This is a genomic window from Methylocystis sp. ATCC 49242, from assembly GCF_000188155.2.
Lineage (GTDB): Bacteria > Pseudomonadota > Alphaproteobacteria > Rhizobiales > Beijerinckiaceae > Methylocystis.
On sequence record NZ_KE124774.1, the window covers coordinates 1,725,042 to 1,748,142 of the forward strand.

Consider the following 23,101-nt stretch of genomic DNA (forward strand, 5'->3'; position numbering starts at 1 on the left):
CGCCCCGTCATTGTCCATTTGCGACGGCGACTACGGACGCCTGCTCGTCCATTGCTTCGCCGGATGTGAGCCCGTCGAAGTGCTTGACTCTCTGCGCCGGCGCGGCCTGCTCGATGACCGACCGGCGAGCCGCAATGAGCCGAAGCCGCGGCGCCCGGCGCCGGAACCGCTGCATGAGCCGGATGAACGCGCGCTGGCGCTGTGGCGCGAGGCTGTGCCGATCGAAGGGACGCCGGCAGAGCGCTATCTGATAGCGCGCGGCATCCGTTACGCGCCGCCGTCGCTGCGCTACCTGGCCGCTGCGGAATACATGCGGGGACGGGTTTATTTGCCGGCGATGATGGCCGCCGTGCAGGCGCCCGACCGTCGCCTTGTCGCGTGTCAGCTGACGTTTTTGGACCCGCGCGGCGATCGAAAGGCGCAGGTCGCGACGCCTCGCCGCACGTATGGCGCGCTCGGCGCTGGCGCCGTGAGGCTCGATCACGTCGACGAAGTGCTCGGGCTCTCCGAGGGCGTCGAGACGGCTTTGAGCGCGATGGCGCTCTATGGCGTGCCGACCTGGGCTTGCCTCGGAGCCTCGCGAATGAGTCGCGTCGCCATCCCGAAGAATCTGCGTCATCTGATTGTCTTCGCGGACGCCGACGAGCCAGGCCGCGCCGCTGCTGCGCGAGTCCGCGAGGCGCATCCCGACATTCGCGTATCCGTTCGTTTCCCAGACGCCCCGCACGGCGATTTTAACGACGTACTGCGCGCCGCCAACAGCGCGGAGGTGGCGGCATGAACGCGCCCGTCAGAAAAATCCGCGTGGCGGACGAAACCGTAACGATTGGCGGCGTCCTCAAGCGGGTAACGACGTTCGACGATCTCAACACGCGGTATGCGCTACTCCAGCAGGCGGGATCACCAAGCGTCTATGTCTCCCGCGAAGATTTCCTTCCGATTCAGGACGGCGATTTGAAGCGCCGCCTTGCCAGCGAAGTCGTCGTTGTAGGCGAAAAGGACGGCAAGCCTATTTATACGTCGGCGTTCAAATTCTGGACGGAGCACGCGCGGCGCCATGTCTACCGGCGCGCGGCGTTCACAAGCAAGGCAATACCAGATGACACGATCAATCTTTTCCGCGGGTTTGGCGTCGTCCCAAAGCCCGGCAACTGCGATCGCATCATCTCTCATATTCGCGAGGTGATCTGCTCGGGCAATGAAACCGACGCCGACGCGATGCTGAAGCTGCTGGCTTGGCAAATCCAGAACATTGGCGAGCCGTCGCGCATCATCGTCATTCTAAAAAGCGAGCAGCAGCAGGTCGGCAAAGGCGTCTTGCTCGACGGGGTAATGACGAAAATTTACGGGCAAAGCGGCTTCAGCGCCGCCCAGACTGATCAGATCCTCGGGCGGTTCAATTCCAAGATTCGCGGCTGCGCCTTCGTCTTTCTCGACGAAGTATTGTTTTCTGGGGATAGGAAAGCCGCAGACGGAATCAAAAGCTTGTCTACGGCGACCGGCACGGGGATTGAGGAAAAGGGCCTGCCGATCGTTCAATGCCCGGTCGCCCTAAATTTCTGGCTGGCGTCTAATCACGAGAACGCCGCCTTCATCGAGGAGCACGACGCCCGCTATTGGGCGCTGGAGGTAAGCCCGCATCGCGTCGGCGATGTCGCCTACTTCTCCACCTTGATGGAGGAGATCAATAGCGGCGGCCGCGAAGCCTTCGCGCATTACCTGCTCAATCTCGACGTGTCCGGCTTCGTTCCCTTCCGCGATGTTCCCAAGAACAACGCCGTAAAGGACAAAATGATCAGACTGTCGATTAACCCCTATGACGCACGCAAGTGGCTGGAGGAATGCTGTCATACGGGGCGCTTGATCGGCGCTATGCACCCCGATGAAAACAGATGGATTGAATGGGTCGAGGGCGAATCCTTTTCGTTCGCGACGCTGAGAGACGCTTACACGGAATGGCAAAAGAGCGTCAGGTCGCCAGTCGCACCGAAGCCGACGCCGATCGGCAATCTTGGCGAAGTATTTGGAAAAGCCGGGCTCGAACGATCACGCACTAAATCAGATCGGCGCTACGCACTGCCCTGTGTCGAGAGCTGCCTCGCGTCCATCTGGGCCCGCGATCGCGTTCAATCGGTCAAGCATTGAGGATGCGTCCCCTCCCCACCGAGGGAATGGGTGAGGGCCACCCGTGCTGTAAGGCCATCAATTACCGGATTGTGCAGGCTATACGGATGCAGGAAAAGCGGGGGCGTGTCTCAGGGATGGGAAAGCGCAAAGGTATCAGGATTTGGTCTGTTGGCTCGCATCGGCTAGAAGTGCTTTAGATTCATCTTCTTTCGCCTGCCTTATTATTAAGGTGCCAAGCCTTACAACCTCATCTCCTACCGTTGCTCTTACTTTTATTCTGCCTCCGCTGTTTATAAAAACAGGAGATAGTAGGAATGGCACTGTGATCGAGACCATCGGCACAACATCGTCGCCATTGTGCATAGGCATTGCTTCGTCAATCGGCGTAGATGCAAATGCGGATCTTGGGATTGTCTTCGATATAGATTGCGGCCTATCTGCGTCACTTGGCATGTGAACAGAAAGTATTACATCAGACGAAAACTTAGTATCTGCGCGCTCATAATATTTAACTACTATCCCGAGCTTTGGAATAATGAGCGGGAAATTCCCTTCAAATATTAAATCAGAAGCATAAACCCCAATGATGCTATACTTGCCATGCAGTTCCTGCCGTATGTCGTCACAAAAAATAGAAAACCCCCAAGCTGGCGGAGTTGGTAGCATCAGAAAGACTCTCTTTTTATGCAAACATTTGAAGTTAGGTTTCTTTTTGCGCTTGCCGTAGCTCGATTATAAATGCCGTCAACATGCGGCCAGTTTTCGTTTACGATCAGGATAGCTGGGCAGAATTTGTGAGCCACCCCGTCTATAAGGTCGGCATATATGTCGTAATTCTCCATGCAGGATTCACGCGGCCTCACCTCAACATGAAGCTCGCCGTCCATGGCCTCAACAAGAGCGCCAACGGTCTCCAGGGTCCAATTCCCGGGGCCAGCCAGCGCTCGCGTGATCTGGGAAGGATGGTAGCCGATAGCCTCGGCAAGGTCCTTTTTCTTCACCCCTTCAAGCTGGCGCTGCTGCCAAAGGCTATCGACCGCATCAAAAATCGCTTCACGCACGCGCGCAAAGCCAAGCGTGCGGCGCTCTTCTGCCTTATGCTCTGGCGTTAATGTCTCTGACATTTGCGGTGACGTAATCATGAACGGTTTCCCCTGAATGCGGCTCCAAACCAGTGAAATATTTGTCCCATTCAGCCGCGCATTGCGCCATGGCGTTCCTCCACTCATTGGAAGTCTTGCCACCCAATAGGCGCTTGGTGTTCATTCCTGTGACGATGATGAAGTCAGGGCGCGCGAACCGGAAGAAGACCCTGACTTGGTTCACAGGTTCCGTTATACGGAATTCCCATATCTCCCCCTCCGCTGGGTCAAGGCGCGCTAAGCTTGCCCCTGGCTTGGTTCCAGATAGCCGCACACGCATCGGAGCGCCAATAACCCATCTTTCGAGTGCCACCTGAACGTATGGCCTAAGGCCCAATACGTTGATTGCAGAGTTCCCGTCGTCGACAGCGCGCTGTGCTAGAGCCGTCAGAAATGCCCCTCTCTTGGCGGCATGCCCTTTTGGAGGCCACACCCTTCGGAGCGCCCCGGTATCCTCATGCGTCTTCAGATATTGCACGATTGACATAAAAGTCAATTCCTGGGGCCAAGAGATAGGCTCAAATCATTTCTCAACCCCTAACGTATCTGATGCTGATAGGATTGCGTCAATCGGCGGAGCGCTGCCAACAACCCTTCCACTGACGCGACGCAGGATGCGTCAGCGCGGCATTAGCAACCATCAGATGTTGCTCGCCATTGCTGACACGGCGACTGCGGCAGACCGGTGACAGGGTGACATCCAGTGACACCCCGATGACGCCCCCATGACGCCCCCGGTGTCACCTATTAAGATACTGAAAATAAGAAAATAAGTCGCCGAGTGACAGGGGTGACACCCAAAACCGCTCAGTCGGCTCTCACCCACAGATTTTTATACGGTTTTATCCATTTACCCTGTCACCCTGTCATCAGAAGATATCGATAAAATAAAAACAACGTGCCAGCGGGTGACACCCCCGTTTCGCCACCCTGTCACCCCCTGTCACCCCCTGTCACCATGAGCTTTAGCGTAACGAGTGAGCCAGACGGGGGGAAATGCCCGCCTCACACTTCCGCCCACGCTACGAAATTTTCCTCGGGTCACGACCTTTGCCGTTTGGCCACAAACTTGCAGTCCCGGCTTCCCTTCGTTCGCGGGAAACCAATCGACGCCCGGAAACGCGGTTATAGAGCCCGCCTGATGCGGTTTCCGTCTCGCGGCTTATAGTGGCTCGGGCATAGGTTAGACGCGCCAGCGGGCTTCTCTGGCAATCCTGCGCGCTGTCTGGTCTGGAGGGTGAAGGCCGCCCACCGAGGGGCGGGTAGTGGGCGGCCCACCGGTCGGGGCGTCGGTTAGCGGTCAAGCCCTGACGCCCCGAAGATCGTGCATAACGGCGGCGGCGCCGTCTGCGATAAAGTCACGCTCCACGGCCATTCGCTGCCTCCGCGATCGGATCAGCGCCCGACAGTTCGGCATGGTCGGAAAGCGACGCCGCTCGTTTCCTGCGCGGACTGGCACGCCACTGCCAATCGGCATCGTCACCGGCGGTCGAATTTAGCACCACGGATCTTGCGTGTGCTGGGCCGTGGCATCCTGCGGGAGATTTCGCGTCGAATTACATTGTAAATCGCCGCAACCCCCGCATTTCCGGGAGATTCCGCGCGATTGCAATTTATGACAACGCGCAATTTTACAAAGTCGCGAGCGAGAGAAAACGAACGTTTGAACGCGTTTCCGAACGATTGCAGCTTAGAAAACAGATATTTACGCGAAAATCGGCGGTTTTCGGAATGAGCCGATCCTGCGAGCGCAATGCGCGAACAATCTGCGAACATATTGCACATTCCAAGGATGTGGATTATTTTCCAAATCACATTCATTTGGTGTGACATATGACCAACACAGCTGAAGCAGGCGGGGCGAAGAGGAAGCGGAAGCAGTTCGGCCGGCACGGGAAGCCGCATCGGATTGACGGGCTGGACCTTCGCACAAGCGCCGGGCGGAGATATTCGGCCCACTTCCGCGCCCTCGTGGCCGAGTTCGGCGACGCCGATATCCCGCGCCTGAAAGAAGTCGCCGCACATAGGGCGACCCTTGAGCAAATGCAGATCGAGGCCCTTGGCCTTGATTACTGGAAGGCCGCAAAGGCCCGAGACGGAATTGTCTCGCTCGCCCGCCTGATCTCCAAGCAGGAAACAGTGTTGCGCGCAGCGAAAGAGGCGAAGGCCGCCGAGCCGCAGAAGCCGCAGACGCTCGCCGACTTCCTCGCCAATCGCCCAAAGGCGGCCGTAGATGCTTAATATCGTTGAGGCGATGGATGACCCCGCGCTTTTCGGCCGATGGTTTCCGGGGGCTTCGTGGGATCCGTGGCGCGTCGTTTTGAAGGCGGCTCATGGCTTGCCAATGACGGAGGCGGAGGCGGATTTCTTCCGATCCGTGGCTGACCGAGACCCGCCCTCGAGGCGGGCGCGGGAGTTGTGGGCCGTTTGCGGCAGGCGCGCCGGCAAGGACTCGATTGCCTCTGCGATCGTAACCTGGTCGGCGGCAATGTTCGACGGCGCGGACCGGCTGCGGCCTGGCGAGCGCGCTTTGTGCTTGTGCCTCGCCTGTGACAAAGACCAGGCGCGGATCGTGCTCTCTTACGTGCGCGCATACTTCGCGGAACTCGAGCCACTGCGCGCGATGGTGACGCGCGAGACGAAGGACGGGCTCGAGTTGAGCAACGGCGTAGACATCTACGTCGGCGTAAACGACTTCCGCGCCGTCCGAGGCCGGACCATCCTTTGTGCAGTTCTGGACGAAATCGCATACTGGCGCGACGAAAATTCAGCGTCGCCGGACCTCGAGCTTTATCGCGCGCTCAAACCTGGCATGGCGACGCTGCCCGAAGCGATGCTGATCGGCATTTCCAGCCCCTACAGGCGCGCTGGGCTGCTACACGCGAAGCATAGGCAAGCCTACGGCCGGGACGGCGACACGCTCGTGATACGCGCCCCCAGCGCCGTTATGAATCCGACGCTGGACCAGGCCGAGATTGACCAGGCGATGGCTGAAGACCCGGCGGCGGCGCGGGCGGAATGGCTCGCGGAGTTTCGCGACGACATCAGCGGGTTTCTCGGTCTGGATCTGATCGAGGCGGCGGTTGACCCGACCATCGTCACCCGGCCGCCTAGAGGGTGTTATGCACCTTGGATCATGAAATCTGCTGCGCGCTTGAGCATGAGACATGCGAAGGCGACGACGTGGAGTCCTGCGAGGGTCTGAGCATAGCGCTCGTAGTCTTTGACGAGCCGCCTGCATCGCGTCGCCCAGGCGAATGAACGCTCGACCACCCAGCGCTTGGGCAGCAACACGAAGCCCTTCTTCGCTTCGGCAAGTTTGACGACGCACAGTTCGGCGCCTTGCGCCTTCGCCGCCTCGGACGCCTTTTCGCCGGTGTAGCCCTGATCGACATAAACGAGTTCGACGCTTTCGCCTGTCACATCCTGCACGGCTGCGATGAGCTTGCCGACCTCGGCGCGGTCATCGACATTCGCCGGCGTGACATGCAACGCCAGCAAATGGCCCAATGTGTCGACTGCCATGTGCAGCTTCGAGCCGCGCTTTCGCTTCGCGCCGTCATAGCCCGCTCGTGGGCCGCTCTCAGGGGTCGAGCGCAAGGTGCGGCTGTCGATGATCGCCGCCGTCGGCTCCGCCGCCCGCCCGGAAGCGACGCGCAACTGGGCGCGCAGATCCTGCGCAAGCGCCTCGAACACGCCCGCCGACAGCCAGCGCTGCGATTGCTGATACACGGCGAACCATGGCGGCAGATCGTTGGGCATGGCGCGCCAGGCGATGCCGTAGCGCAGCACGTAACGCAGGCCGTTGAACAGCTCGCGCAGCGAATGTTGACGCTGCGGCGCGCCTTCGTCCATGAGCGTCAGATAAGGCGCAACCAGCGACCATTCTTCGTCGCTGACGTCAGACGGATAAGGTTTGCGAATCGGAGACATCCGATTCTACTAAGACAATCAATCACCAAAGTACATAACACCCTCTAGGCTCGGCTACTCATACGTTGGTTTCTGCGACCCGGCGTCGGGCACGGGCAAGGACAGTTTCGCGCTCGCGATTGCTCACACCGAGAACGACGTTGCCGTTGTCGACGTCGTCCACGAGGTCCGGCCCCTTTTCAATCCGCAGGATGCAGCTGCTGAGTGTTCGTCGATTCTCAAAGGCTATGGCGTGCGTTCCGTCACTGGCGACCGATACGCGCCCGGCTTCACGGTCGAGGCCTTCGCGCGCCATGGGATTCGCTACGAATTCAGCGAGCGCGATCGATCGCAGATTTATATCGAGGCCTTGCCGCTATTCACGAGCGGCCGCGTCCGGCTGGTCGACAATCGACGCATGGTCTCGCAGTTCGCGGCCTTGGAGCGTCGCACGGCGCCGTCTGGCAGAGACCGCATTGATCACCCGCGCGATGCGCATGACGACCTTTCGAACGCGGTTGCCGGCGCGATGGTTGCCGCGGTTGTTCGGCGAGGGTGCCGCATGGTCGTCGAACCCCTGCAAATTTAGGAGAACCACATGACGACATTGGCAGAGCTACTCAACGCCCGCGAAGTCGCCGGCGCGAGATACGCGGCGGCAGCGGCGGAACTGCAAGCCGCATGGATCGATTTAGCCGCGCTCGACGCGACGCTCCAAAACGGCAACGTGCGCGGATTGGCCACCCCGCCAACAAATCCTGACGAAACAATGAACGGCGCGCATTTCGGCCAGGGCCCGAGCGACATTCGGACGTTTGGCACGGCTCCGCCATCCGCCGGCGCGCTGGCGCACCCCACGTATTTCCCGAATGACGGGATTGACTGGTTTGGGGCGATCAAGGCGGCCACGGCCAACTATCTCGCTTCGTTCACCGCCGATTAAATTGGAGCGCAAAATGAACCCCAAGGCTGAAATGTTTATCGGCAGATTGCCCGCGGGACACCCCGTCGACCTCGCCGACCTTATCCCGAGTGCATTTGGAGTTGTGGACGGCTTTCGCGAGAAAGCCCGGGCGATTCGGGCTGACCCGACGCTGAGCAAGATCGGCGCGGACGCCGCAGTTGAAAAGGCGCTGAAGTCGGGCCCGGTCGCGCATCTCTCGCAGATGAAGGCGAGCGTCGACAAGCGGCTTGCTGACGCGGTGAAGCAACGCGGCGTGCTGCGTGATCGTGTTTTGAAGGCGGAGAATTTCCCCGAGGCGCGCAAGACCGAAGTCAGGACGTGGCTTCGCAGCCTGCCCGAGATTGAGCGCTTAAAGCTCGTCAGCTCGACGAATGACCCGCTGATCAGCGAGGCCGTGCTGGGCGCGCCTCACTATCTTTCGGGGCTCCCGCAAGATGTATGGTCGCGCGCGGCTGATGCGGCCGTCGAGGCGGCCTATTCCGAGCCGCTGGCGCAGATTGCCATGCTCGAGCGTTCCTACTCCGAGGCGCGGGCCGCGCTGCAGGTGGCGGCGGATGACCTGCGCCGGGAGTCCGGATTCGACACTAAAGATTTCGAAAAACTCGCCGCGTGATTTGAAGGGCGGCTTCCCCGGAGGAAACCGGGCGAGCGCTGGATGGCGCCGAGGCCGTTCTGGATGAGGGGCCGCGTTTCCGGTTCCGCGGCCCCTAGCGGGAGAGTAAGGACGTGACGAGCGCCAAGCAAAAGATGGATCCGCCGTTCACCTCGCGGGAGTCGAAAGAGGCGCTCGAGCATGTCAAGGCGTTCGTGTTGGCGAATTTGGAGCCGGGCTACATTGATTTGCAGGCGCTGCGCCTGGTCGGGGAGCCGCGCGACGTGATCAACCGCGATATCGAAGCGCAGCGCATCGGATTTGTTGGCGAGCTGGAGAAGCACGCAGGATTTTCCCGGGCGCGCGTTGTGGCTTTTGGCGTCGCCTTCGCGAGCCTCATCGCGGATCGTGTTGCCGATCTTGAAACGCACGAAGGAGGCCGGGCGTGAAGATTTCGCTTGGCGAGATGGCCGCTCGGTTGATCACGATGGATCGCGACGTCGGCGCGGCGATGGAAGCCGCCGTCGTGAAGGGCTGCAAAATGATCGAGAGGAAGGCCAAGGCGCAAATTGGCCATCTCCAGCCTTTTTGGCCGCCTCTCGCCCAGTCGACGCAGGATGAGCGCGTTCGGCTTGGCTATGCAGCGAATAAGCCGCTGTTGCGCACGGGCGAGCTGAAGCGGTCGATCCAGATGGCCGCGCCCTATCGCGACGGAAATCGAGTCTTCGGCTACGTCTTCTCGGACAGCGAGATCGCGGTCTATCAGGAGCTCGGAACGAAGACGATCCCGCCTCGCTCATTCATCAAGACCGCCGCAGATGGGCAGGCGCACCTTGTCGCGCAAATGGCCGCGAAGATGGTTGTGCACGCCATGGTGCATGGCGGCAAAGAATACCACCTGTGGAAGCACGTTATGCATTCATTCCACAGGGCCGGCGAGAAGCTGAAAGAGGCGATTCCGGACGACGGCGACGGCGAAGAGTAAGACAGCGGAGAAAAGTCTGTGGCGATCGACACACTCATCCTCGGGCCGGTGACCTTCACGGACTTCTCGCCACCGTCGCACATGCCATTCGGCGGCCAGCAGGCGATGGTTGTCCACCGCCTGCCGGGCGGCTCGCGCGTCATCGATACGCTCGGGCCCGACGACATGGACATCCGCTGGAACGGCCGGCTGTGGGGCGACGACGCCTATGCGACGGCCCTGCAGCTCAACGCGCTGCGTCGCGCCGGCCTGCCGCTGCCGCTGATCTTCGGCGGGCAGTTCTACATGGTGCTGATCTCCGACTTCAGCTGCGAGATCGAGCGCCTGCCGCTCGACTGCCTTTACGAGATCACCTGCGTCGTCACCGACATCAACACCTTCTCGCCCCTGTCCAGCGCGGCGCTGGCGGCGGCGGACCTTGCCGCGGCGGCCGCCATTGGCAATTCATGAGCGGCGGGGGCATACTCCCCAAGACAGCGCATCCCACTGTCGCGGCGCCCCGCGTCTCCGAGGCCGCTCTCCGCAAAGGGGCGGCCTTTCGTTTTTGGCGCGTCGCGGCATAGCTACTGCCAGTAAAGACCAGCGGGCTTCATCAACTTTTCCGCGCCAATGTTTGCTTATACCAATATTATACTTTCAAGCTGCTTCAATTTGCTTCACAAGACTGTTTACATCGCGGAATTCGCGCGTATGCTTTCCGGCGCTCAATCGAGCGGGCGACCGAGGCGCGGCAACGCCAAGGTCGCCCTGACCAAAGCGAAAAGAAAGGTTTTCGCTATGACCAAACAGTCACATACCACACCGTCACGCGCGTTTCCGCTTCCCTACCAGTCCCACATTCACCCGCTCGCGGCCTGCGTTTCGGCGCTTTGCGAGGATCTTCAGACTGACGACGATGAGGCGCACGCCGACGCCGTGGATAAGCTGGAGCACCTCGTGCCGGTGCTGATGCACGAAACGCCGCATTCGCGAGACGAATTCCGCGTCAAGGCGGCCGCGCTGGTTCGCGTGATCGCGGCGCGCTGGTCCGAGGAAGACGAGCATCATCCTTTCGTTCTCGAAGTGAAGGAGATCCTGCACCTTGACCTACAGTCCGTAGGGGGCAGCCCATGCTGACCACAACCGGAAGGATCGACCGCTCCGCGATCATGAAGGACGCCCACAAACGCTTCAGAGACGGGCGCCGCCTCGGGCTCGATTGGACCTTCGGCCAATGCCTGCGGACGGCCTGGGCGGCGGCGAAGATGCGGCGGGCAGGCGCCGCCCAAGAAATGAAAAACCTCCCGGATTTCTCCGGGAGGCTTTCTGTAAATCCCGGCGACATCCGTGAGGGGCTGGGGTGTGGCGACAGGATTTACTCGACGGAACTCTCTCACATTCTTCCTGAACGGGCCATGTCCGCGCCGTTCATCTTCTAGTCAGGAAAGCCCCGCAGGAGCGCGCCGGGCTGAAGATGGCGGCGTGATCGGCTGGCAGAAAGATTGCATCAGCCAGCGTAGAAGCTGACGATGCCAATACCCCTCTCGATCGTCAGCGAGGACGGCCCGCCTCCATAGCTCCCAGGCGGGCCGTTTTGCATTTAGGTTCGTCGCGATCACGAGAGCAGCGGCGCGAGCCATCCTTGTTGGCGACGGGGTGTTTTGCTTTTCTGGAAATGCGTGGACCAATTGTGCAGCCGGATTTTCGCGTCCGTGGTCTGCGTCAAAACGCCCGCCTTGGCTACGCTTGAATCTGTAAACCCGGTGAAAGAGCATCCCGCCGCCGTCGAGTAGACGCCTCTCCTCTTCGGTAAGCCCGAGCGTCGATTCGTCCCGGCGCTCGGGCCGATTTTGCGGCATCCATAGTGACAAAATCACAGACTGCGGCCGATACGCGAATTTAAAAAAGAAGCATCATGGACACTCAAATTTTCTCGGCTCTGGAGGAATGGGCGCGTCTCGAGTCCATGCACCATGAGGCCAAAATCAAACAAGAAGGCGAAGCCGTAGATTTGGATCGGTCTATGGTTTCAGCCAAGGAGTTGGAGATCTTAGAAATGCGCCCGCAAACAAAGGCGGGCGCGCTCGTGCAATTGCACTTCTGCGCGACATTCTTGGAAAGAAATAGCGAAAATGGACATTTAGCCGCGCGCGCGATCCGCGGTGCGACGAGTGTATTTGGTTGGTGAGAAACCTCCTAGCCTTGCCTTCTTGGAATCAGTGGCCTAGCCTCCCATTAAGTCGGCCCGCGGGTCCGATAATTGAACGCCCCGACCGTGGATGTAACGGCGGGGCGTTTTTGCTTTTCAACTGAGCTTCGACGCCAACACGTCCACCCGTTCAATTTCCGGGGGACCATCGAAAAGCTCTGGCGCTCTTGCCATAAGTGCCTTCGCCACTTCGCCGCCCAGATGCGCGTCCCTGGCCTTTTGGTCTGGAAACACGTCAAATATGGCGAAACTCGTGGGTGTAAAACGCACCGCGAACCACGCGACCGTGCCGGGCTCGGCCTGCACGAGCGGCAGCGCCGATTTCAGAAAGGCTGCGACTTCATCCTCTTTTCCCGGCTTTGCCTCCATAGTCGCCAAAATCCCGAAATTGACCATTGCGACCTCCTCGAGAAATACGGCCTCCCGCCCCTTAGATTGCCCTGAATTGCCAATTTTCCACGATAGCCGGACGGGCAGTTCGCTATGCCCCGTTACATCAACCCGACAACGGACATCGCCATGATGCGCATCCACGGTGCTCGCTCGACGCCAGGCCTGCGCGGCTCTATCGTCCCGGCGATGCAGAAGCGGAACTGGCGCCGGACCTCATTCCGCCGGCTCGACGGGACGGTCGACGTCGCGACCGACGACTGGTCGTTGCTCGACGACGCGGGCCGGCCACTGGCGCGCATCTATCTGCAAGACGGCGGGCCGCAGGGCGGGCGCTGGGCGTGGTTTGTCCAAGTCGCGCCGGACGGGACGCCCTGGAATGGCGGGACCGGCTATGCGGCGTCAGGGCGCGAGGCTCGAGAGATAAGCGAGCAGCTTGTCCCGCCTGGCACACAGGAACGCCGAGCGCGGATGTAGCGCCGGGCCATTTTGTTATGGCCATACCGCGACCACGGCGTGAGCGAGACCGACGGCCATATGAGCTGCAAAAGCGGCCGCCGCTGCGAGACAGATAATCTTGAGCAATCCAATGTCGTCCGGGTTCATCGCCATAACCCTTGAGCGGGACCGCATCGCGTAGCCTCAATGCAAGATGCTCCACGAATGCGGCAGGAGCTTCAAGAGAATTCTCAATTTTATGGTTTTCGCTGGATCAAGACGCCCCGCAACCGGCCCCAGCATCGGGCGGCGGGAATGGGGAGGCGAGGGGCGTTCCCGCGCCGCATCTGCGCCGCGTGGAGCAAACGGCCCCACGTTGGAAACCGTTGTAAATCAAGGAAATCAGTTGTAGCAGATTGCGGCGCGGAAATGGCCCATTTTGAGGAGGCCGAAAGCCAGAAAGTCTTTTGAAATCAAGTGGCTGGGGGACCTGGATTCGAACCAAGATTAACGGAGTCAGAGTCCGCTGTTCTACCGTTGAACTATCCCCCAACGCGCGATGCTGGCGACGGGGCGCTGCTTCGCTCGTGAGCGAGAGGTGTCTAGTAAGCGCCGCGGGCGCTGTCAACCGTTTGACACGCTTCTATCGACGACTTGTGCGGCCCGGCGAGGGGAGAGAGCGGACGAATCCCGTCCGTGGCGCGGAAAACGCCTTGCGGGACGGGCGGCGTTCCGGCATGAAAGAAAGTTAAAACGCGAACAGGGTCGCGGAAGCGGCGTGATGCGCGACTCAACGGATTACTGCGGGAGCATTGCCTTGGCAGGGACCGAACGGCCCACACATACAGGGCCGGGTCTGGATGCGAGAGACTGCGGCGGCGGTCCGGGGGCGATGACGCTCGCCGCGCCCACAATGGTCGCGCGCCCCCTCTCCTCCTGGAGCCAGCACACCTACGCCGCGCTCGATCTCGGCACCAACAATTGCCGCCTGCTGATCGCGCGGCCGGACAGGCGTCCCCGCCGGCGCAACGGCGACTTCCTGCGGGTCATCGACGCCTTCTCGCGCATCGTGCGTCTTGGCGAAGGGCTCGGCCGCGCCGGCCGGATCAGCGAGGAGGCCATCGAGCGCACCATCGCCGCGCTGGAAATCTGCCGCGACAAAATGGAGGCGCGCGGCGTCACCAGGGCTCGGCTCGTCGCGACCCAGGCCTGCCGCGGCGCCGAAAACGGCGACGAATTCGTCGAGCGCGTGCGCGAGCGGACGGGTCTCGAGCTCGAAGTCATCGACCGGGAAACCGAAGCGCGCTTCGCCGCGCGGGGCTGCGGGTCGCTTGCCGATCCCCACGCCGAGAGCGTGCTGCTGTTCGACATCGGCGGCGGCTCGACTGAACTCGTCTGGCTGACCCGCCCGTCGCACCGCCCCGACGCGCGCGGCCTGCACAGCTGGACGTCGCTCGAACTCGGCGTGGTGACGTTGGCCGAGCATTTCGGCGGCAAGAGCGTCGACGCCGCGACCTTCGCCGCCATGAAAAGTCACGCGCAGGAGGCTCTGGCGCATTTCGTCGAGGCGACTACTGGGGTGCGGCGCTGCTCGCGTTTCCATTTGCTCGGCACCTCCGGCACCGTCACGACCCTCGCCGGCGTCCATCTTGGCCTCGAGCGTTACGACCGCTGGCGCGTCGACGGTCTGTGGATGAGCGACGAGGACGCGACTCGGGCTATCGAGCGGCTGCGCGACATGAATTTCGAGCAGCGCGTGGCGAACGGCTGCATCGGCCCCCAGCGTGCGGACCTCGTTCTCGCCGGCTGCGCGATCTTCGAAGCGATCCGCGAGATGTTTCCGGCGAGTCGCACCCGCATCGCCGACCGCGGCCTGCGGGAAGGGATGCTGCTCGAACTGATGGAAGCTGACGGAGCGCTCGCCCGCGCCTGATCGACTGCTGCGCCCTCGACGACGGGGCGCGCAGTCGGCAGAATGGCTACGCGTGCGATTCGGATTCCGGCTGCGCGCGCTTTCTCTTGCGACCGGCTCAATGACCGACGAACTGAACGCACCTCTCGGAAGCGGCGCTTCCCGACCGAAGCCGGCCGTCGCGAAACCGCGGCGCGCTTTTGGCGCGGCGGCGGGCGGCCTCGTCGCCATCGGGGCGCTCGCCCTTTATCTTGCGCCGCGCGACCCCTACGGCGGCGAACCCCACGCCGTCGCCCGCATCGAGCCTGCGAAGGCCCCGGAGCCCGCGCCGCCGCTCCCGCCCGTCGCCGTCGCCGCCGCCGGGGAGCCCGCCCCGCCGCCAGCCGGCCGCGAACAGATTTCCACCGTCAGTGAATTCGAGCAACTCTCGGGCGTGAAGGTGACGCGCAGCGGCGCCTCGGAGGGCGGAACCGCCCGCATCATCCGGATCGAGCCGCCGTCCGGCGTCAGGCTGACGCCGGCGCCGGACCGCCGCGTCGTCGAAAAGGGCCGTTACGGGCTGCTGCCGAAGATCGGCGCGGACGGCGCGCGGCCGATGGACGTCTATGCACGGCCCTTCGTCACCGCGCCGTCGCTGAAAGCCGATGCGCCGCGCATCGCGCTGGTCATCGGCGGCCTCGGGCTGAACGCCGCCACCTCGGCCGACGCGATCGACCAGTTGCCCGAGGGCGTCACCCTCGCCTTCGCGCCCTATGGGGCGGAGCTCGACCGTCTCGTCGCTTCCGCCCGCGCGCGCGGTCACGAGGCGCTGTTGCAGGCGCCGATGGAGCCCTTCGACTATCCGCAGAACAACCCCGGCCCGCATACGCTCGTCACCGGCGCGCCGGACGGCGGCGCCGACGATCTCCAGTGGCTGATGAGCCGCTTTTCGGGCTACGCCGGCGTCATGAACTATCTTGGCGGCCGCTATACGGCCGATGAGCAGGCGCTGTCCGGCGCCCTCGCGGAGATCGCGCAGCGCGGCCTTTTCTTTCTCGACGACCGCGCCGCGCCGCAGTCTCTCATAACGGCTCTCGCGCCGAAATTCTCGCTTCCGCACGCGAAGGTGGACGTGGTGATCGACGCGCGAAACACGCCGCAATCCATCGACGCGGCGTTGGCGCAACTCGAAACCCAGGCGCGCGACAAGGGCGTCGCCATCGGTTTCGCCAACGCCGTGCCCGCGACGATTTCCCGCGTCGCCCGCTTCGCCCGCGATCTCGAACGACGCGGCATTGCGCTCGCTCCTGTTTCGGCTGCGCTCGCGCCCAGGGGCGCCTCTGGCGGCACGGCTGCGGACGCCGGCCGGGGCGCACGCCGATGAGCGGACCGAAGCCCCATTACCGCCCCTGCGTCGGCGTGGCGCTGCTCAACGCGCAGGGCCTCGTCTTCATCGGCCGGCGGCGCGGCAAGGGAACGTTCGACGTCGTCGCCCCGCCCTTTCTGTGGCAGATGCCGCAGGGCGGCATCGACGAGGGCGAGACGCCCTATGAAGCTGCGCTGCGCGAACTCCATGAAGAGACCAATGTGTCGAGCGTGGAGCTGATCGCCGAGGCGCCGCGCTGGCTGAGCTATGACCTGCCGCCGGAGGCCAACAAGCGCTGGACCGGCAAATATCTCGGCCAGACGCAACGCTGGTTCGCGCTGCGCTTCACCGGCGACGAGAGCGAGATCGACATTCATTATCCCGGTGGGGGCAAACACAAGCCGGAATTCGACGAATGGCGCTGGGAGAAACTCTCGCACTTGCCCGAACTGATCGTGCCGTTCAAGCGTCCTGTCTATATGGAAGTCCTGAGAGAGTTCGCGCGTTACGCCAAGGCGTGACGTTTTTGCTCACGCGCGCAGCGCTGATTCCGGATCGGCGCAAAAGGCGGTGAAAAGCTCGACGAAGCGTCCGATGTGATAGCCGTCGACGAGCGCGTGATTGGACTGCAAGCCGAGCGGGACTTTCGCTTTCGACCCTTCCTCGTAGACCTTTCCGACGCTGAAAAGGGGGATGGACGCATTGTGTCGCGAATAGGGATGATGAATTGACGTAAAACTGAACCACGGCACGTTGGTGATGAAAATCTGACACTGCCGCTCCGGCGCGTCGCTCTGGTCAAGCCCCCTCTTCGCCCGCTCGATCCGATCGATATTGACCGCGTAATCCGTCGTGAAGCAGCCGCTGTAAACGCCCTTGGCGAAATTCAGGACGTTTTCATGGTCCAGCACCGTGAAAGAAGGCAGCACCTTGTCGAACTCCACCAGAATCTCGTCTTCTATCCTGTGCCTGAGTTCGGGAATCTCATTCGCCGCCCTGGTCAGCAGAAAGCTGAGGGTGACGAAGAAACGCAGTCCTTGCGCCGAGACATGGCGCCGGAGCCGCGTGATGTCGATCTGCACGGTTCTCGAGTTCACCGGCACATCGAAGGCGCGAAAGTAATCGTAATGCCTCCGGCGCGGATAGGTCGCAAGATCGATCGCTCTGCAAACCGGCGGCTCTTCATGTCGCCCCGACATGGTTCATTTCCTCTCGACCGTCGCGCCCCGGGAGCGAACGCAATTTACAAAACTCGAGCGCGTTCAGAAAAGCTTCGACGACGGCGCGGATGTCCGCCTCCTGCGTGCTGGAGACCGCCACAAAATGGCGATCTCCGTCTTCAATTCGAGAGAAGCTCACGCTTGTTGAAGCTCGCCTCCCGCGCATGATGTAACGTGTTCGATCTACACCTTCTTGAGGTTGATGACATAGACCGACACATTGGCGTCCGGGAAAGGTGTAATGTCGACGAGGGTCATGTCGTTGCCGCTGACGCTCGAAGTGTATTGATACAGTCTGCCATTCGCCTTCAGCCTCCCGACGCATGTATTCGCGTTGAAGACATTATCCGCCGCCGCGAAGTTGACGTTCACGTTGAGCGGTCCGATCGTCGCTTCGCCGGACTGGGTGAAGTTTCCATTGCCGCCCGCGGCAAATGTAATCGTCTGGGTAAGCGCAAACTTGACCGTAGCCTTCGTCTGCGTGTTGTAAATTTCTCCAGCGGCGGATCCGACGAACTTGCCGACGGGCTTGGTGCAAACGGCATAGGCGGAGCTCGACCAAAACATCAGTGCGCCCAGCGTCATGAGAAGCTTTTTCATTCCAATCTCCATGAATTGTCGACATTATCATTTCAATGATACCGAGTATTACTTGAAAAAGTCAAAAACAACCGAATGCATCGGCGCCAACCATAGTCGCGGATAGTTCAGTCGCCGGATCGATTTTGACGCTTCGGGAAATAGACGGAGAAACGCGCCGACGCCGCGTCGCAGCGCCGTTTCGAGCTTGCCGCACGAGCCGTTGACGGCCATTTGTTTAGCTGCTCCGATCCGTGTCCATGGGCAGCGCTGTGGAACGCGGAGACAAAGCATTGCAAAAGGCGCCGACACTATATGTTCACGTTTTCGCGCTCGCCCTGCTGTCGACGACCGTTTGCGCGAGGGAAAAGGGCGGCGTTCGATTCATGGAGCCCTATGCGGTCGAAGGATTGGGCGTTGGAGCCCCTGTCGTCCCCGGCTCATGGCAGTACAGACGATATAAATGTCAGCCGAGCGAACAATATCAGAGTTCGATCGTCTGCCGCTTCAACGAAATGAAGGACGGCGCCAGCAATGCGATCACAATTCTGCATCTCTACAACAACATCGTCACATATATAAATAAATCGGTTTCGCCCGCCTTTTTCACCCGACAAGAAATCGAGCGCGAACTGACGCGGCTTTCGACCCAGTTCGGGAACGCGCCGCAAATTCGCATGTCACGCGCCGGCGTGATCGCGACATGGGGCGACATCGAACTTCAGCCGTTGCATCCGCGCGCTTTGTCCGCGCTGGCCGGCGGGGACAATCCGAAACTCGGATTCCTCGTCGATTACCTCATGAATTTTCATCAGTCCGCAAGAGAGGGCCTTCCCGTCTACAGGCTTGCAGGTGGCAAGGGCTTCGTCTGGGTCGCCAGATTCGCGAGGCCGGGGCAGAATGGAATGCTCCGTTTTCTCGCGGCGGACCCTTCCCGGATGGAACAGACCTCCGCGCAGTTTCATCCTGTAGGAGAGGAGCCCGCCGAACCGCCGCCGCCAGCGCCGGGGGTTTCTCGTGTCCCGGGGCCGGAATCGAAGCAGGACGCCACGTCGTGGGGCTCGGGATTTTTCATTTCCGCTTCGGGGAGCGTCGTCACCAACGCCCATGTCGTCGAGGGCTGCGACAGGCCCTGGATCATTGCCGGATCGGGAGCGCCTGAACCCGCGCGCGTAATCGCCCGCGACAGCGCAAATGATCTCGCCCTGCTCAAAAGCGAAATAAAGCCTCCCTCGACGGCGTCGCTGCGCGCCGGCGTCAGGATCGGCGAGGAGATCGCCGTATTCGGCTATCCGCTGGTCGGCCTTCTCTCGACAAAAGGAAATTTCACGGTCGGAAATGTCTCTGCGCTCGCGGGCCTGAACGACGACACGCGATACATCCAGATTTCCGCGCCGGTGCAGCCGGGCAACAGCGGCGGCCCCGTGCTCGACCGGAATGGCGGCGTGATCGGCGTGGTCGTCAGCAAGCTCAATGTCCTCAAGATCGCGGCGACGACGCAGGACGTGGCCCAGAACGTCAATTTTGCGATCAAGGCGACGGTGCTGATGAATTTTCTCGACGTCAACGGCGTGCGCTACGCGACTTCGAACGCGACGCAGCCCATGGCCTCAGCCGATCTCGCCGAACACGCGAAAGCGATGTCGACGCTCGTCCGGTGCGACAGGTAGACGAATTGGAGCGCGCAGGCCTCACGCCCGCGGCCCCAGCCGAGATCTGAGAAATTTATCGGGAGAAGCGCATTCCTTTTTCATGATACGAGGACTTCCGGGTCAGCGTCGTCATCTGTTTGGATGACGCTGCACACAGCGGATCGCGGTAGCGTGAATCACGATCATTCGTTTCAATTCACATTAGACGACGAGCCGTGTCATGCAGATGCTATCTCAAGAAGATCAGGATTTTCTCAATCTTGAAAATTCCGTGTCCGAATTTTGCGCGCGCTTTCAGCAAAACGATCCCCACACGACAATAAGCTCGATTCACAAACTTTGCAGATCACTTGGGGATTATCTGCAGCACCAACCTGAAGACGTCGGCGAAATTCTTCGCCCGGCATGGCGACTGCACGGCGCGTCACCATTCATAAGGAGGCTGCAGAGGTGGCCGCGTGGTTATCCGGGCGACTTCGAAACGATCGAATGGTTGGCTGACGCAACGCCTCGCATCGACGCGAGCGATCCAGCCTACTGGCTGGAATGGTACGCCCTGAACTGTCCGATCGCCCAGCAGCACAGGAACAAACTCGTTTGGCAACGAAGGATTATTGAACGGGCGGCGCGACGAGGCGGCAGGATTATGAATCTCGGCTGCGGCGGATGCGCCGACCTCGCCGGCGATCCGCCATTCCTCGAGGATTGCGACTTCACCCTCATCGACATGGACAGCGACGCGCTCGCACTCTCGGCCGACAGGCTGCGAAAGGCCCGGTCGGTGGCTTCAATCAAACAGGATGCTTTAAGGGGCGCTCGCGAAGCGGCGACGTTGGGTCCTTTCGACGCCATCGTTTGCGGCGGATTGTTCGACTATCTGCCATCGCGGCACGTCAGCCGGCTTCTCAATCAGCTTTCGGCTTCGGTAGCCGCCGACGGCTGCATCGCGTTCACCAATATTTCCGACAGCAATCCATACAGGATCTGGATCGAGAACCTGGCCGACTGGAAACTGATTCACCGCAGCGAAGACGACATACGTTGCATTGTCGCCAAAGCAGACGCGCCGTCCGCGAAATTGAGAATAGAACGAGATGCGTCGAAGCTGGCGCTCCTTTGCACGCTGCATTTTTAGGCCTATGCCTGCCGCGTCAGCCGTGCCGCGAAAAACCCGTCGATCCCCGCAAGCCTCGGGTCTTCGTTCGGCCAGAAGCACGGCAGGGTGCGCAGGTCGCCGTCGCGATTGATGAATTCCGCCGGCACGCCCTCCGCGGCCGTGATCGGCTCGCGTCGGAAATCCGGATTGCGTCGCAGGAAGGCCGCTATCTGCTGCTCGCCTTCTTCCGGCTCCAGCGAGCAAGTGCAGTAGACGATGCGTCCGCCCGCCTTCGTCAGCAAGGCGGCGCGCGCGAGCATCTTGGCCTGCAGCGCGGCGAGCGTGTCGATGTCGCCGGGTTTCTTGGTCCAGGGCACGTCGGGATGCCGCCTTATCGTGCCCGTCGCGGAACAGGGCGCGTCGACGAGTATGGCGTCGAAAGGCTGCGCCTGATAGCCCGTGGCGTCGCCCACGGCGATATCGGCGCGCAGGTCGAGCCGCGCGAGATTTGCGGCGAGCAGCTTCAGCCGCTCAGCCGAGCGGTCCAGCGCAACGACATGGGCGCGCGCATGAACGAGTTGCGCCGTCTTGCCGCCGGGCGCGGCGCACATGTCGAGCACGCGCTCGTCGGGCTTTGCGCCGAGGAGACGCGCCGGCAGCGCGGCGGCTGCGTCCTGCACCCACCATTCGCCGTCGGCGTAGCCGGGAAGCTCCGGGATCGCGGCGCGCGTCCGCAGCCGCACGGAGCCCGTCGGCAGCACGAGGCCGTCGAGCTGTCTCGCCCATTCTTCCGGATTCGACTTCACGGAGACGTCGAGCGGAGGCTCAAGCATGTGCATGGCGGAGATGGCGTGCGCCGCCTCGTCCCCGTAGTGCTTGCGCCAGCGCTGGGCGAGCCAGGGCGGCGTGTCGTATTCGCCGCTCGCGGCGAGTTCGAGAAATTCCTCGCGCCGACGAAGCAGATTGCGCAGGACGCCATTAACGAGGCCGGCGAAGGCGCCGGTCTTGGGCTCGAGCCGCGTCGCTCGCACGGCGAGGTCGACGGCCGCGTGGTCGGCGGCGTCGAGAAACAGGAGCTGCGCGGCGGCGGCGATCAGCGTGTATTCGAGGCGCCCGGCCTGCCGCGGCAGGCCCTTCTCCAGAAGCTCGGACAGGACGTGACGGATGACGCCGAGCCGGCGGAGCGAGACGGTCGCGATGGAGCGCGTGAGCGCGACGTCCCGCGGGTCGAGGCCGGTGAGGCGCGAGGGCACCGCATTGGCCGAAAAACATTCGTCGAGCCGGTGGCCGCCCTGCACCACGTCGCAGATGATGGCGGCGGCCGCGAGACGGGCGAGAAGGCCGGGCGTCTTGGCCGCTTCGGCCTCGCGAGCGGCTTCCGCCGGGACGAAGCCCTGTCGCGCGGACGGCCGCGCCGGTTTCGATCGCGAGGGGGTTGATCTACTATTGCTGCTCACGAAATAGCCGTCTCCACTGCCCCGACGCGTCGCGAATCATATCACAAGCGACGCCTCGCAGGGCGAGGAAAGCAGGGAAAGCAGCCATGTCCGACGCGCCTCGCGCAAGCGACGACGACAAGCATCGCGAAACAAAGAACAATTTGCCGGCCGCCGCACAGCGAGCGCTGGCCGAGGCCGAAGCTCGCCGCCGCGACGCTGTGGACAAGGCCAAGGCGACGGAGATCGGCGGTCGCGGCGGGCTCGATCCCGCGCGCTTCGGCGATTGGGAGGTGAAGGGCGTCGCCAGCGATTTCTGAACCGGCCTACCCCACCCCCTTCGCCCGCAGGAAGGCCAGCATCCGCCCCCAGGCGTCGACGGCCGCGGCGTCGCGATAGCTCTCGCGGTAATCTGCGTAGAAGGCGTGGGGGGCGTCGTCATAAACGACAATTTCCGCCGGCGCCCCGGCCGCGGAGAGCTTCGCCCGCATGGCGGCTATGAGATCGAGCGGAATGCTCGGATCGGCGCCCCCGTAAAGGCCGAGCGTCGGCACGCGCAAGTCGCCCGCGATGTCGATCGGCCAGCGCGGCTGTCGGTCGGTATGCGGGCCGTCGAGGCGACCGTACCAGGGCGCACAGGCTTTCAGCTTCGGATTATGCGCGGCATAAAGCCAGGCGATGCGCCCGCCCCAGCAAAAGCCGGTGACGGCCGCGCGCGACACATCGCCGCCATTCGCGCCGGCGTGCGCCAGCGCCGCGTCGAAGATGGCCATAGTCTCGGCGTCCGGGACTTTGGCGACGATGGCGCGGATGGCGTCGATATCCGGCGCCGCCATCGGGTCGCCGTATCGGATGAGATAATCGGGGGCGACCGCGAAATAGCCCAGCTTCGCGAAACGGCGGGCGATGTCGCGGATATGTTCGTGCAGGCCGAAAATCTCCTGACCGATCAATATTACGGGTAGGCCGCGTCGTCCCTCCGGCCGGGCGACATAGGCGGGCGAGCCGTCCGGCAATGTCGTCAATGCCGCTTCCAGCCCCGCCTCGTCCGTGACGATCGTCTGTGGCGCGGCTGCGCCGGCCGCCTTCGCATATCCCTTGCCGCCGTCTTGTTGCGTCATCG

Annotated in this window: 30 protein-coding genes, 1 tRNA gene and 1 pseudogene; 19 read left to right on the forward strand and 13 right to left on the reverse strand. The window is 62.0% G+C overall.

From position 1 onward, the window contains the following. Positions 1–10 precede the first annotated feature (10 nt). Entirely contained in the window at positions 11–781 is a 771-nt protein-coding gene (locus MET49242_RS10600) for a toprim domain-containing protein (protein ID WP_158497285.1), read from the forward strand. A 23-nt stretch (positions 782–804) separates the two neighbouring features. Next, positions 805–2,145, forward strand: a complete 1,341-nt coding sequence (locus MET49242_RS10605) for a primase-helicase family protein (protein WP_210162335.1) — start codon at positions 805–807, stop codon at positions 2,143–2,145. Between the two features lie 135 nt (positions 2,146–2,280). Here MET49242_RS10605 and MET49242_RS24940 read toward each other — a convergent pair whose 3' ends face one another. The 4 genes and pseudogenes from MET49242_RS24940 to MET49242_RS24955 form a co-directional block, all read right to left on the reverse strand. Continuing rightward, positions 2,281–2,793 (reverse strand): hypothetical protein, encoded by a 513-nt coding sequence (locus MET49242_RS24940; RefSeq protein ID WP_144259574.1) that lies wholly within the window; start codon positions 2,791–2,793, stop codon positions 2,281–2,283. Then, on the reverse strand, positions 2,793–3,356 hold the full coding sequence (locus MET49242_RS24945; protein WP_144259575.1) for a helix-turn-helix transcriptional regulator: 564 nt from the start codon (positions 3,354–3,356) through the stop codon (positions 2,793–2,795). The genes MET49242_RS24940 and MET49242_RS24945 overlap by 1 nt, the downstream gene beginning before the upstream one ends. A 479-nt stretch (positions 3,357–3,835) precedes the next feature. After that, positions 3,836–3,943: pseudogene (locus tag MET49242_RS24950) on the reverse strand (IS1595 family transposase); the annotation flags it as partial. An 805-nt stretch (positions 3,944–4,748) separates the two neighbouring features. Beyond that, positions 4,749–5,294, reverse strand: coding sequence for a hypothetical protein (locus tag MET49242_RS24955; protein WP_144259576.1), 546 nt, complete (start codon positions 5,292–5,294; stop codon positions 4,749–4,751). Positions 5,295–5,312: 18 nt separating this feature from the next. On the opposite strand from MET49242_RS24955, the gene MET49242_RS24960 reads away from it, so the two are divergent. Continuing rightward, a complete protein-coding gene (locus tag MET49242_RS24960) occupies positions 5,313–5,510 on the forward strand; it encodes a hypothetical protein (protein ID WP_144259577.1) in 198 nt (65 codons plus the stop codon). Positions 5,511–5,757: 247 nt separating this feature from the next. Further along, entirely contained in the window at positions 5,758–6,474 is a 717-nt protein-coding gene (locus MET49242_RS10625) for a hypothetical protein (protein ID WP_144259578.1), read from the forward strand. Here MET49242_RS10625 and MET49242_RS10630 read toward each other — a convergent pair. After that, positions 6,390–7,202, reverse strand: a complete 813-nt coding sequence (locus MET49242_RS10630) for an IS5 family transposase (protein ID WP_036279258.1) — start codon at positions 7,200–7,202, stop codon at positions 6,390–6,392. The genes MET49242_RS10625 and MET49242_RS10630 overlap by 85 nt on opposite strands. A gap of 58 nt (positions 7,203–7,260) precedes the next feature. Next, entirely contained in the window at positions 7,261–7,497 is a 237-nt protein-coding gene (locus MET49242_RS24965) for a hypothetical protein (RefSeq protein ID WP_144259579.1), read from the reverse strand. Between the two features lie 282 nt (positions 7,498–7,779). Here MET49242_RS24965 and MET49242_RS10640 point away from each other — a divergent pair, with 282 nt between their 5' ends. The 8 genes from MET49242_RS10640 to MET49242_RS10675 all read left to right on the forward strand — a co-directional run bounded on the left by MET49242_RS10640 (position 7,780) and on the right by MET49242_RS10675 (position 11,889). Next, positions 7,780–8,124, forward strand: coding sequence for a hypothetical protein (locus MET49242_RS10640; protein ID WP_036282838.1), 345 nt, complete (start codon positions 7,780–7,782; stop codon positions 8,122–8,124). A 13-nt stretch (positions 8,125–8,137) separates the two neighbouring features. Further along, complete coding sequence (locus tag MET49242_RS10645; RefSeq protein WP_144259580.1) at positions 8,138–8,758, forward strand: hypothetical protein; 621 nt, start codon at positions 8,138–8,140, stop codon at positions 8,756–8,758. 134 nt (positions 8,759–8,892) lie between these two features. Beyond that, positions 8,893–9,186 carry a hypothetical protein gene (locus MET49242_RS10650; RefSeq protein WP_144259581.1) on the forward strand — a complete coding sequence of 98 codons (294 nt, stop codon included), beginning with the start codon at positions 8,893–8,895 and terminating at the stop codon, positions 9,184–9,186. Beyond that, positions 9,183–9,722, forward strand: a complete 540-nt coding sequence (locus MET49242_RS10655) for an HK97 gp10 family phage protein (protein WP_051134127.1) — start codon at positions 9,183–9,185, stop codon at positions 9,720–9,722. Before MET49242_RS10650 ends, MET49242_RS10655 begins: the two co-directional genes overlap by 4 nt. 18 nt (positions 9,723–9,740) lie before the next feature. Beyond that, a complete protein-coding gene (locus MET49242_RS23335) occupies positions 9,741–10,172 on the forward strand; it encodes a hypothetical protein (RefSeq protein WP_144259582.1) in 432 nt (143 codons plus the stop codon). 327 nt (positions 10,173–10,499) lie between these two features. Further along, a complete protein-coding gene (locus MET49242_RS10665) occupies positions 10,500–10,838 on the forward strand; it encodes a hypothetical protein (RefSeq protein WP_144259583.1) in 339 nt (112 codons plus the stop codon). Further along, the gene (locus MET49242_RS10670) at positions 10,832–11,140 is read left to right on the forward strand and encodes a hypothetical protein (protein ID WP_036282846.1); all 309 of its coding nucleotides are present in this window, start codon (positions 10,832–10,834) and stop codon (positions 11,138–11,140) included. The genes MET49242_RS10665 and MET49242_RS10670 overlap by 7 nt, the downstream gene beginning before the upstream one ends. Positions 11,141–11,616: 476 nt before the next feature. Next, positions 11,617–11,889: a hypothetical protein gene (locus MET49242_RS10675; RefSeq protein ID WP_036282848.1), complete on the forward strand. Its 273-nt coding sequence runs from the start codon at positions 11,617–11,619 to the stop codon at positions 11,887–11,889. 117 nt (positions 11,890–12,006) lie between these two features. Here MET49242_RS10675 and MET49242_RS10680 read toward each other — a convergent pair whose 3' ends face one another. Further along, on the reverse strand, positions 12,007–12,306 hold the full coding sequence (locus MET49242_RS10680) for a putative quinol monooxygenase (protein ID WP_036282850.1): 300 nt from the start codon (positions 12,304–12,306) through the stop codon (positions 12,007–12,009). A gap of 87 nt (positions 12,307–12,393) precedes the next feature. Between MET49242_RS10680 and MET49242_RS10685 the strand changes: the two genes are divergently transcribed. Next, a complete protein-coding gene (locus MET49242_RS10685) occupies positions 12,394–12,777 on the forward strand; it encodes a hypothetical protein (protein ID WP_036282852.1) in 384 nt (127 codons plus the stop codon). Positions 12,778–13,216: 439 nt separating this feature from the next. Here the strand turns inward: MET49242_RS10685 and MET49242_RS10690 are convergent. Then, positions 13,217–13,290, reverse strand: a tRNA-Gln gene (locus tag MET49242_RS10690). Positions 13,291–13,630: 340 nt separating this feature from the next. Here MET49242_RS10690 and MET49242_RS10695 point away from each other — a divergent pair. The 3 genes from MET49242_RS10695 to MET49242_RS10705 are packed head-to-tail and all read left to right on the forward strand — an operon-like array spanning position 13,631 to position 16,516. Then, the gene (locus MET49242_RS10695; RefSeq protein ID WP_051134129.1) at positions 13,631–14,671 is read left to right on the forward strand and encodes a Ppx/GppA phosphatase family protein; all 1,041 of its coding nucleotides are present in this window, start codon (positions 13,631–13,633) and stop codon (positions 14,669–14,671) included. Positions 14,672–14,723: 52 nt separating this feature from the next. Beyond that, the gene (locus tag MET49242_RS10700) at positions 14,724–16,013 is read left to right on the forward strand and encodes a divergent polysaccharide deacetylase family protein (RefSeq protein ID WP_244430787.1); all 1,290 of its coding nucleotides are present in this window, start codon (positions 14,724–14,726) and stop codon (positions 16,011–16,013) included. Then, on the forward strand, positions 16,010–16,516 hold the full coding sequence (locus MET49242_RS10705) for an RNA pyrophosphohydrolase (RefSeq protein ID WP_036282853.1): 507 nt from the start codon (positions 16,010–16,012) through the stop codon (positions 16,514–16,516). The genes MET49242_RS10700 and MET49242_RS10705 overlap by 4 nt, the downstream gene beginning before the upstream one ends. Before the next feature lie 9 nt (positions 16,517–16,525). Here MET49242_RS10705 and MET49242_RS10710 read toward each other — a convergent pair whose 3' ends face one another. The 3 genes from MET49242_RS10710 to MET49242_RS25530 all read right to left on the reverse strand — a co-directional run bounded on the left by MET49242_RS10710 (position 16,526) and on the right by MET49242_RS25530 (position 18,028). Next, positions 16,526–17,194 (reverse strand): CatA-like O-acetyltransferase, encoded by a 669-nt coding sequence (locus MET49242_RS10710; RefSeq protein WP_036282855.1) that lies wholly within the window; start codon positions 17,192–17,194, stop codon positions 16,526–16,528. A 204-nt stretch (positions 17,195–17,398) separates the two neighbouring features. Beyond that, positions 17,399–17,815, reverse strand: a complete 417-nt coding sequence (locus tag MET49242_RS10715; protein WP_144259584.1) for a hypothetical protein — start codon at positions 17,813–17,815, stop codon at positions 17,399–17,401. A gap of 48 nt (positions 17,816–17,863) precedes the next feature. After that, positions 17,864–18,028, reverse strand: coding sequence for a hypothetical protein (locus MET49242_RS25530; RefSeq protein ID WP_158497286.1), 165 nt, complete (start codon positions 18,026–18,028; stop codon positions 17,864–17,866). A 59-nt stretch (positions 18,029–18,087) separates the two neighbouring features. Between MET49242_RS25530 and MET49242_RS23340 the strand changes: the two genes are divergently transcribed. Further along, complete coding sequence (locus MET49242_RS23340) at positions 18,088–19,464, forward strand: S1C family serine protease (protein ID WP_158497287.1); 1,377 nt, start codon at positions 18,088–18,090, stop codon at positions 19,462–19,464. 202 nt (positions 19,465–19,666) lie between these two features. Beyond that, complete coding sequence (locus MET49242_RS25920) at positions 19,667–20,581, forward strand: class I SAM-dependent methyltransferase (RefSeq protein ID WP_051134131.1); 915 nt, start codon at positions 19,667–19,669, stop codon at positions 20,579–20,581. Positions 20,582–20,583: 2 nt separating this feature from the next. On the opposite strand, the gene MET49242_RS10730 is transcribed toward MET49242_RS25920, so the two are convergent. After that, positions 20,584–21,999: an RsmB/NOP family class I SAM-dependent RNA methyltransferase gene (locus MET49242_RS10730; RefSeq protein ID WP_036282857.1), complete on the reverse strand. Its 1,416-nt coding sequence runs from the start codon at positions 21,997–21,999 to the stop codon at positions 20,584–20,586. Between the two features lie 86 nt (positions 22,000–22,085). Between MET49242_RS10730 and MET49242_RS10735 the strand changes: the two genes are divergently transcribed. Beyond that, positions 22,086–22,298, forward strand: a complete 213-nt coding sequence (locus MET49242_RS10735; RefSeq protein ID WP_036282859.1) for a DUF1674 domain-containing protein — start codon at positions 22,086–22,088, stop codon at positions 22,296–22,298. Positions 22,299–22,304: 6 nt separating this feature from the next. Here MET49242_RS10735 and MET49242_RS10740 read toward each other — a convergent pair whose 3' ends face one another. Next, complete coding sequence (locus MET49242_RS10740; RefSeq protein WP_036282860.1) at positions 22,305–23,099, reverse strand: dienelactone hydrolase family protein; 795 nt, start codon at positions 23,097–23,099, stop codon at positions 22,305–22,307. Between the last annotated feature and the right edge of the window lie 2 nt (positions 23,100–23,101).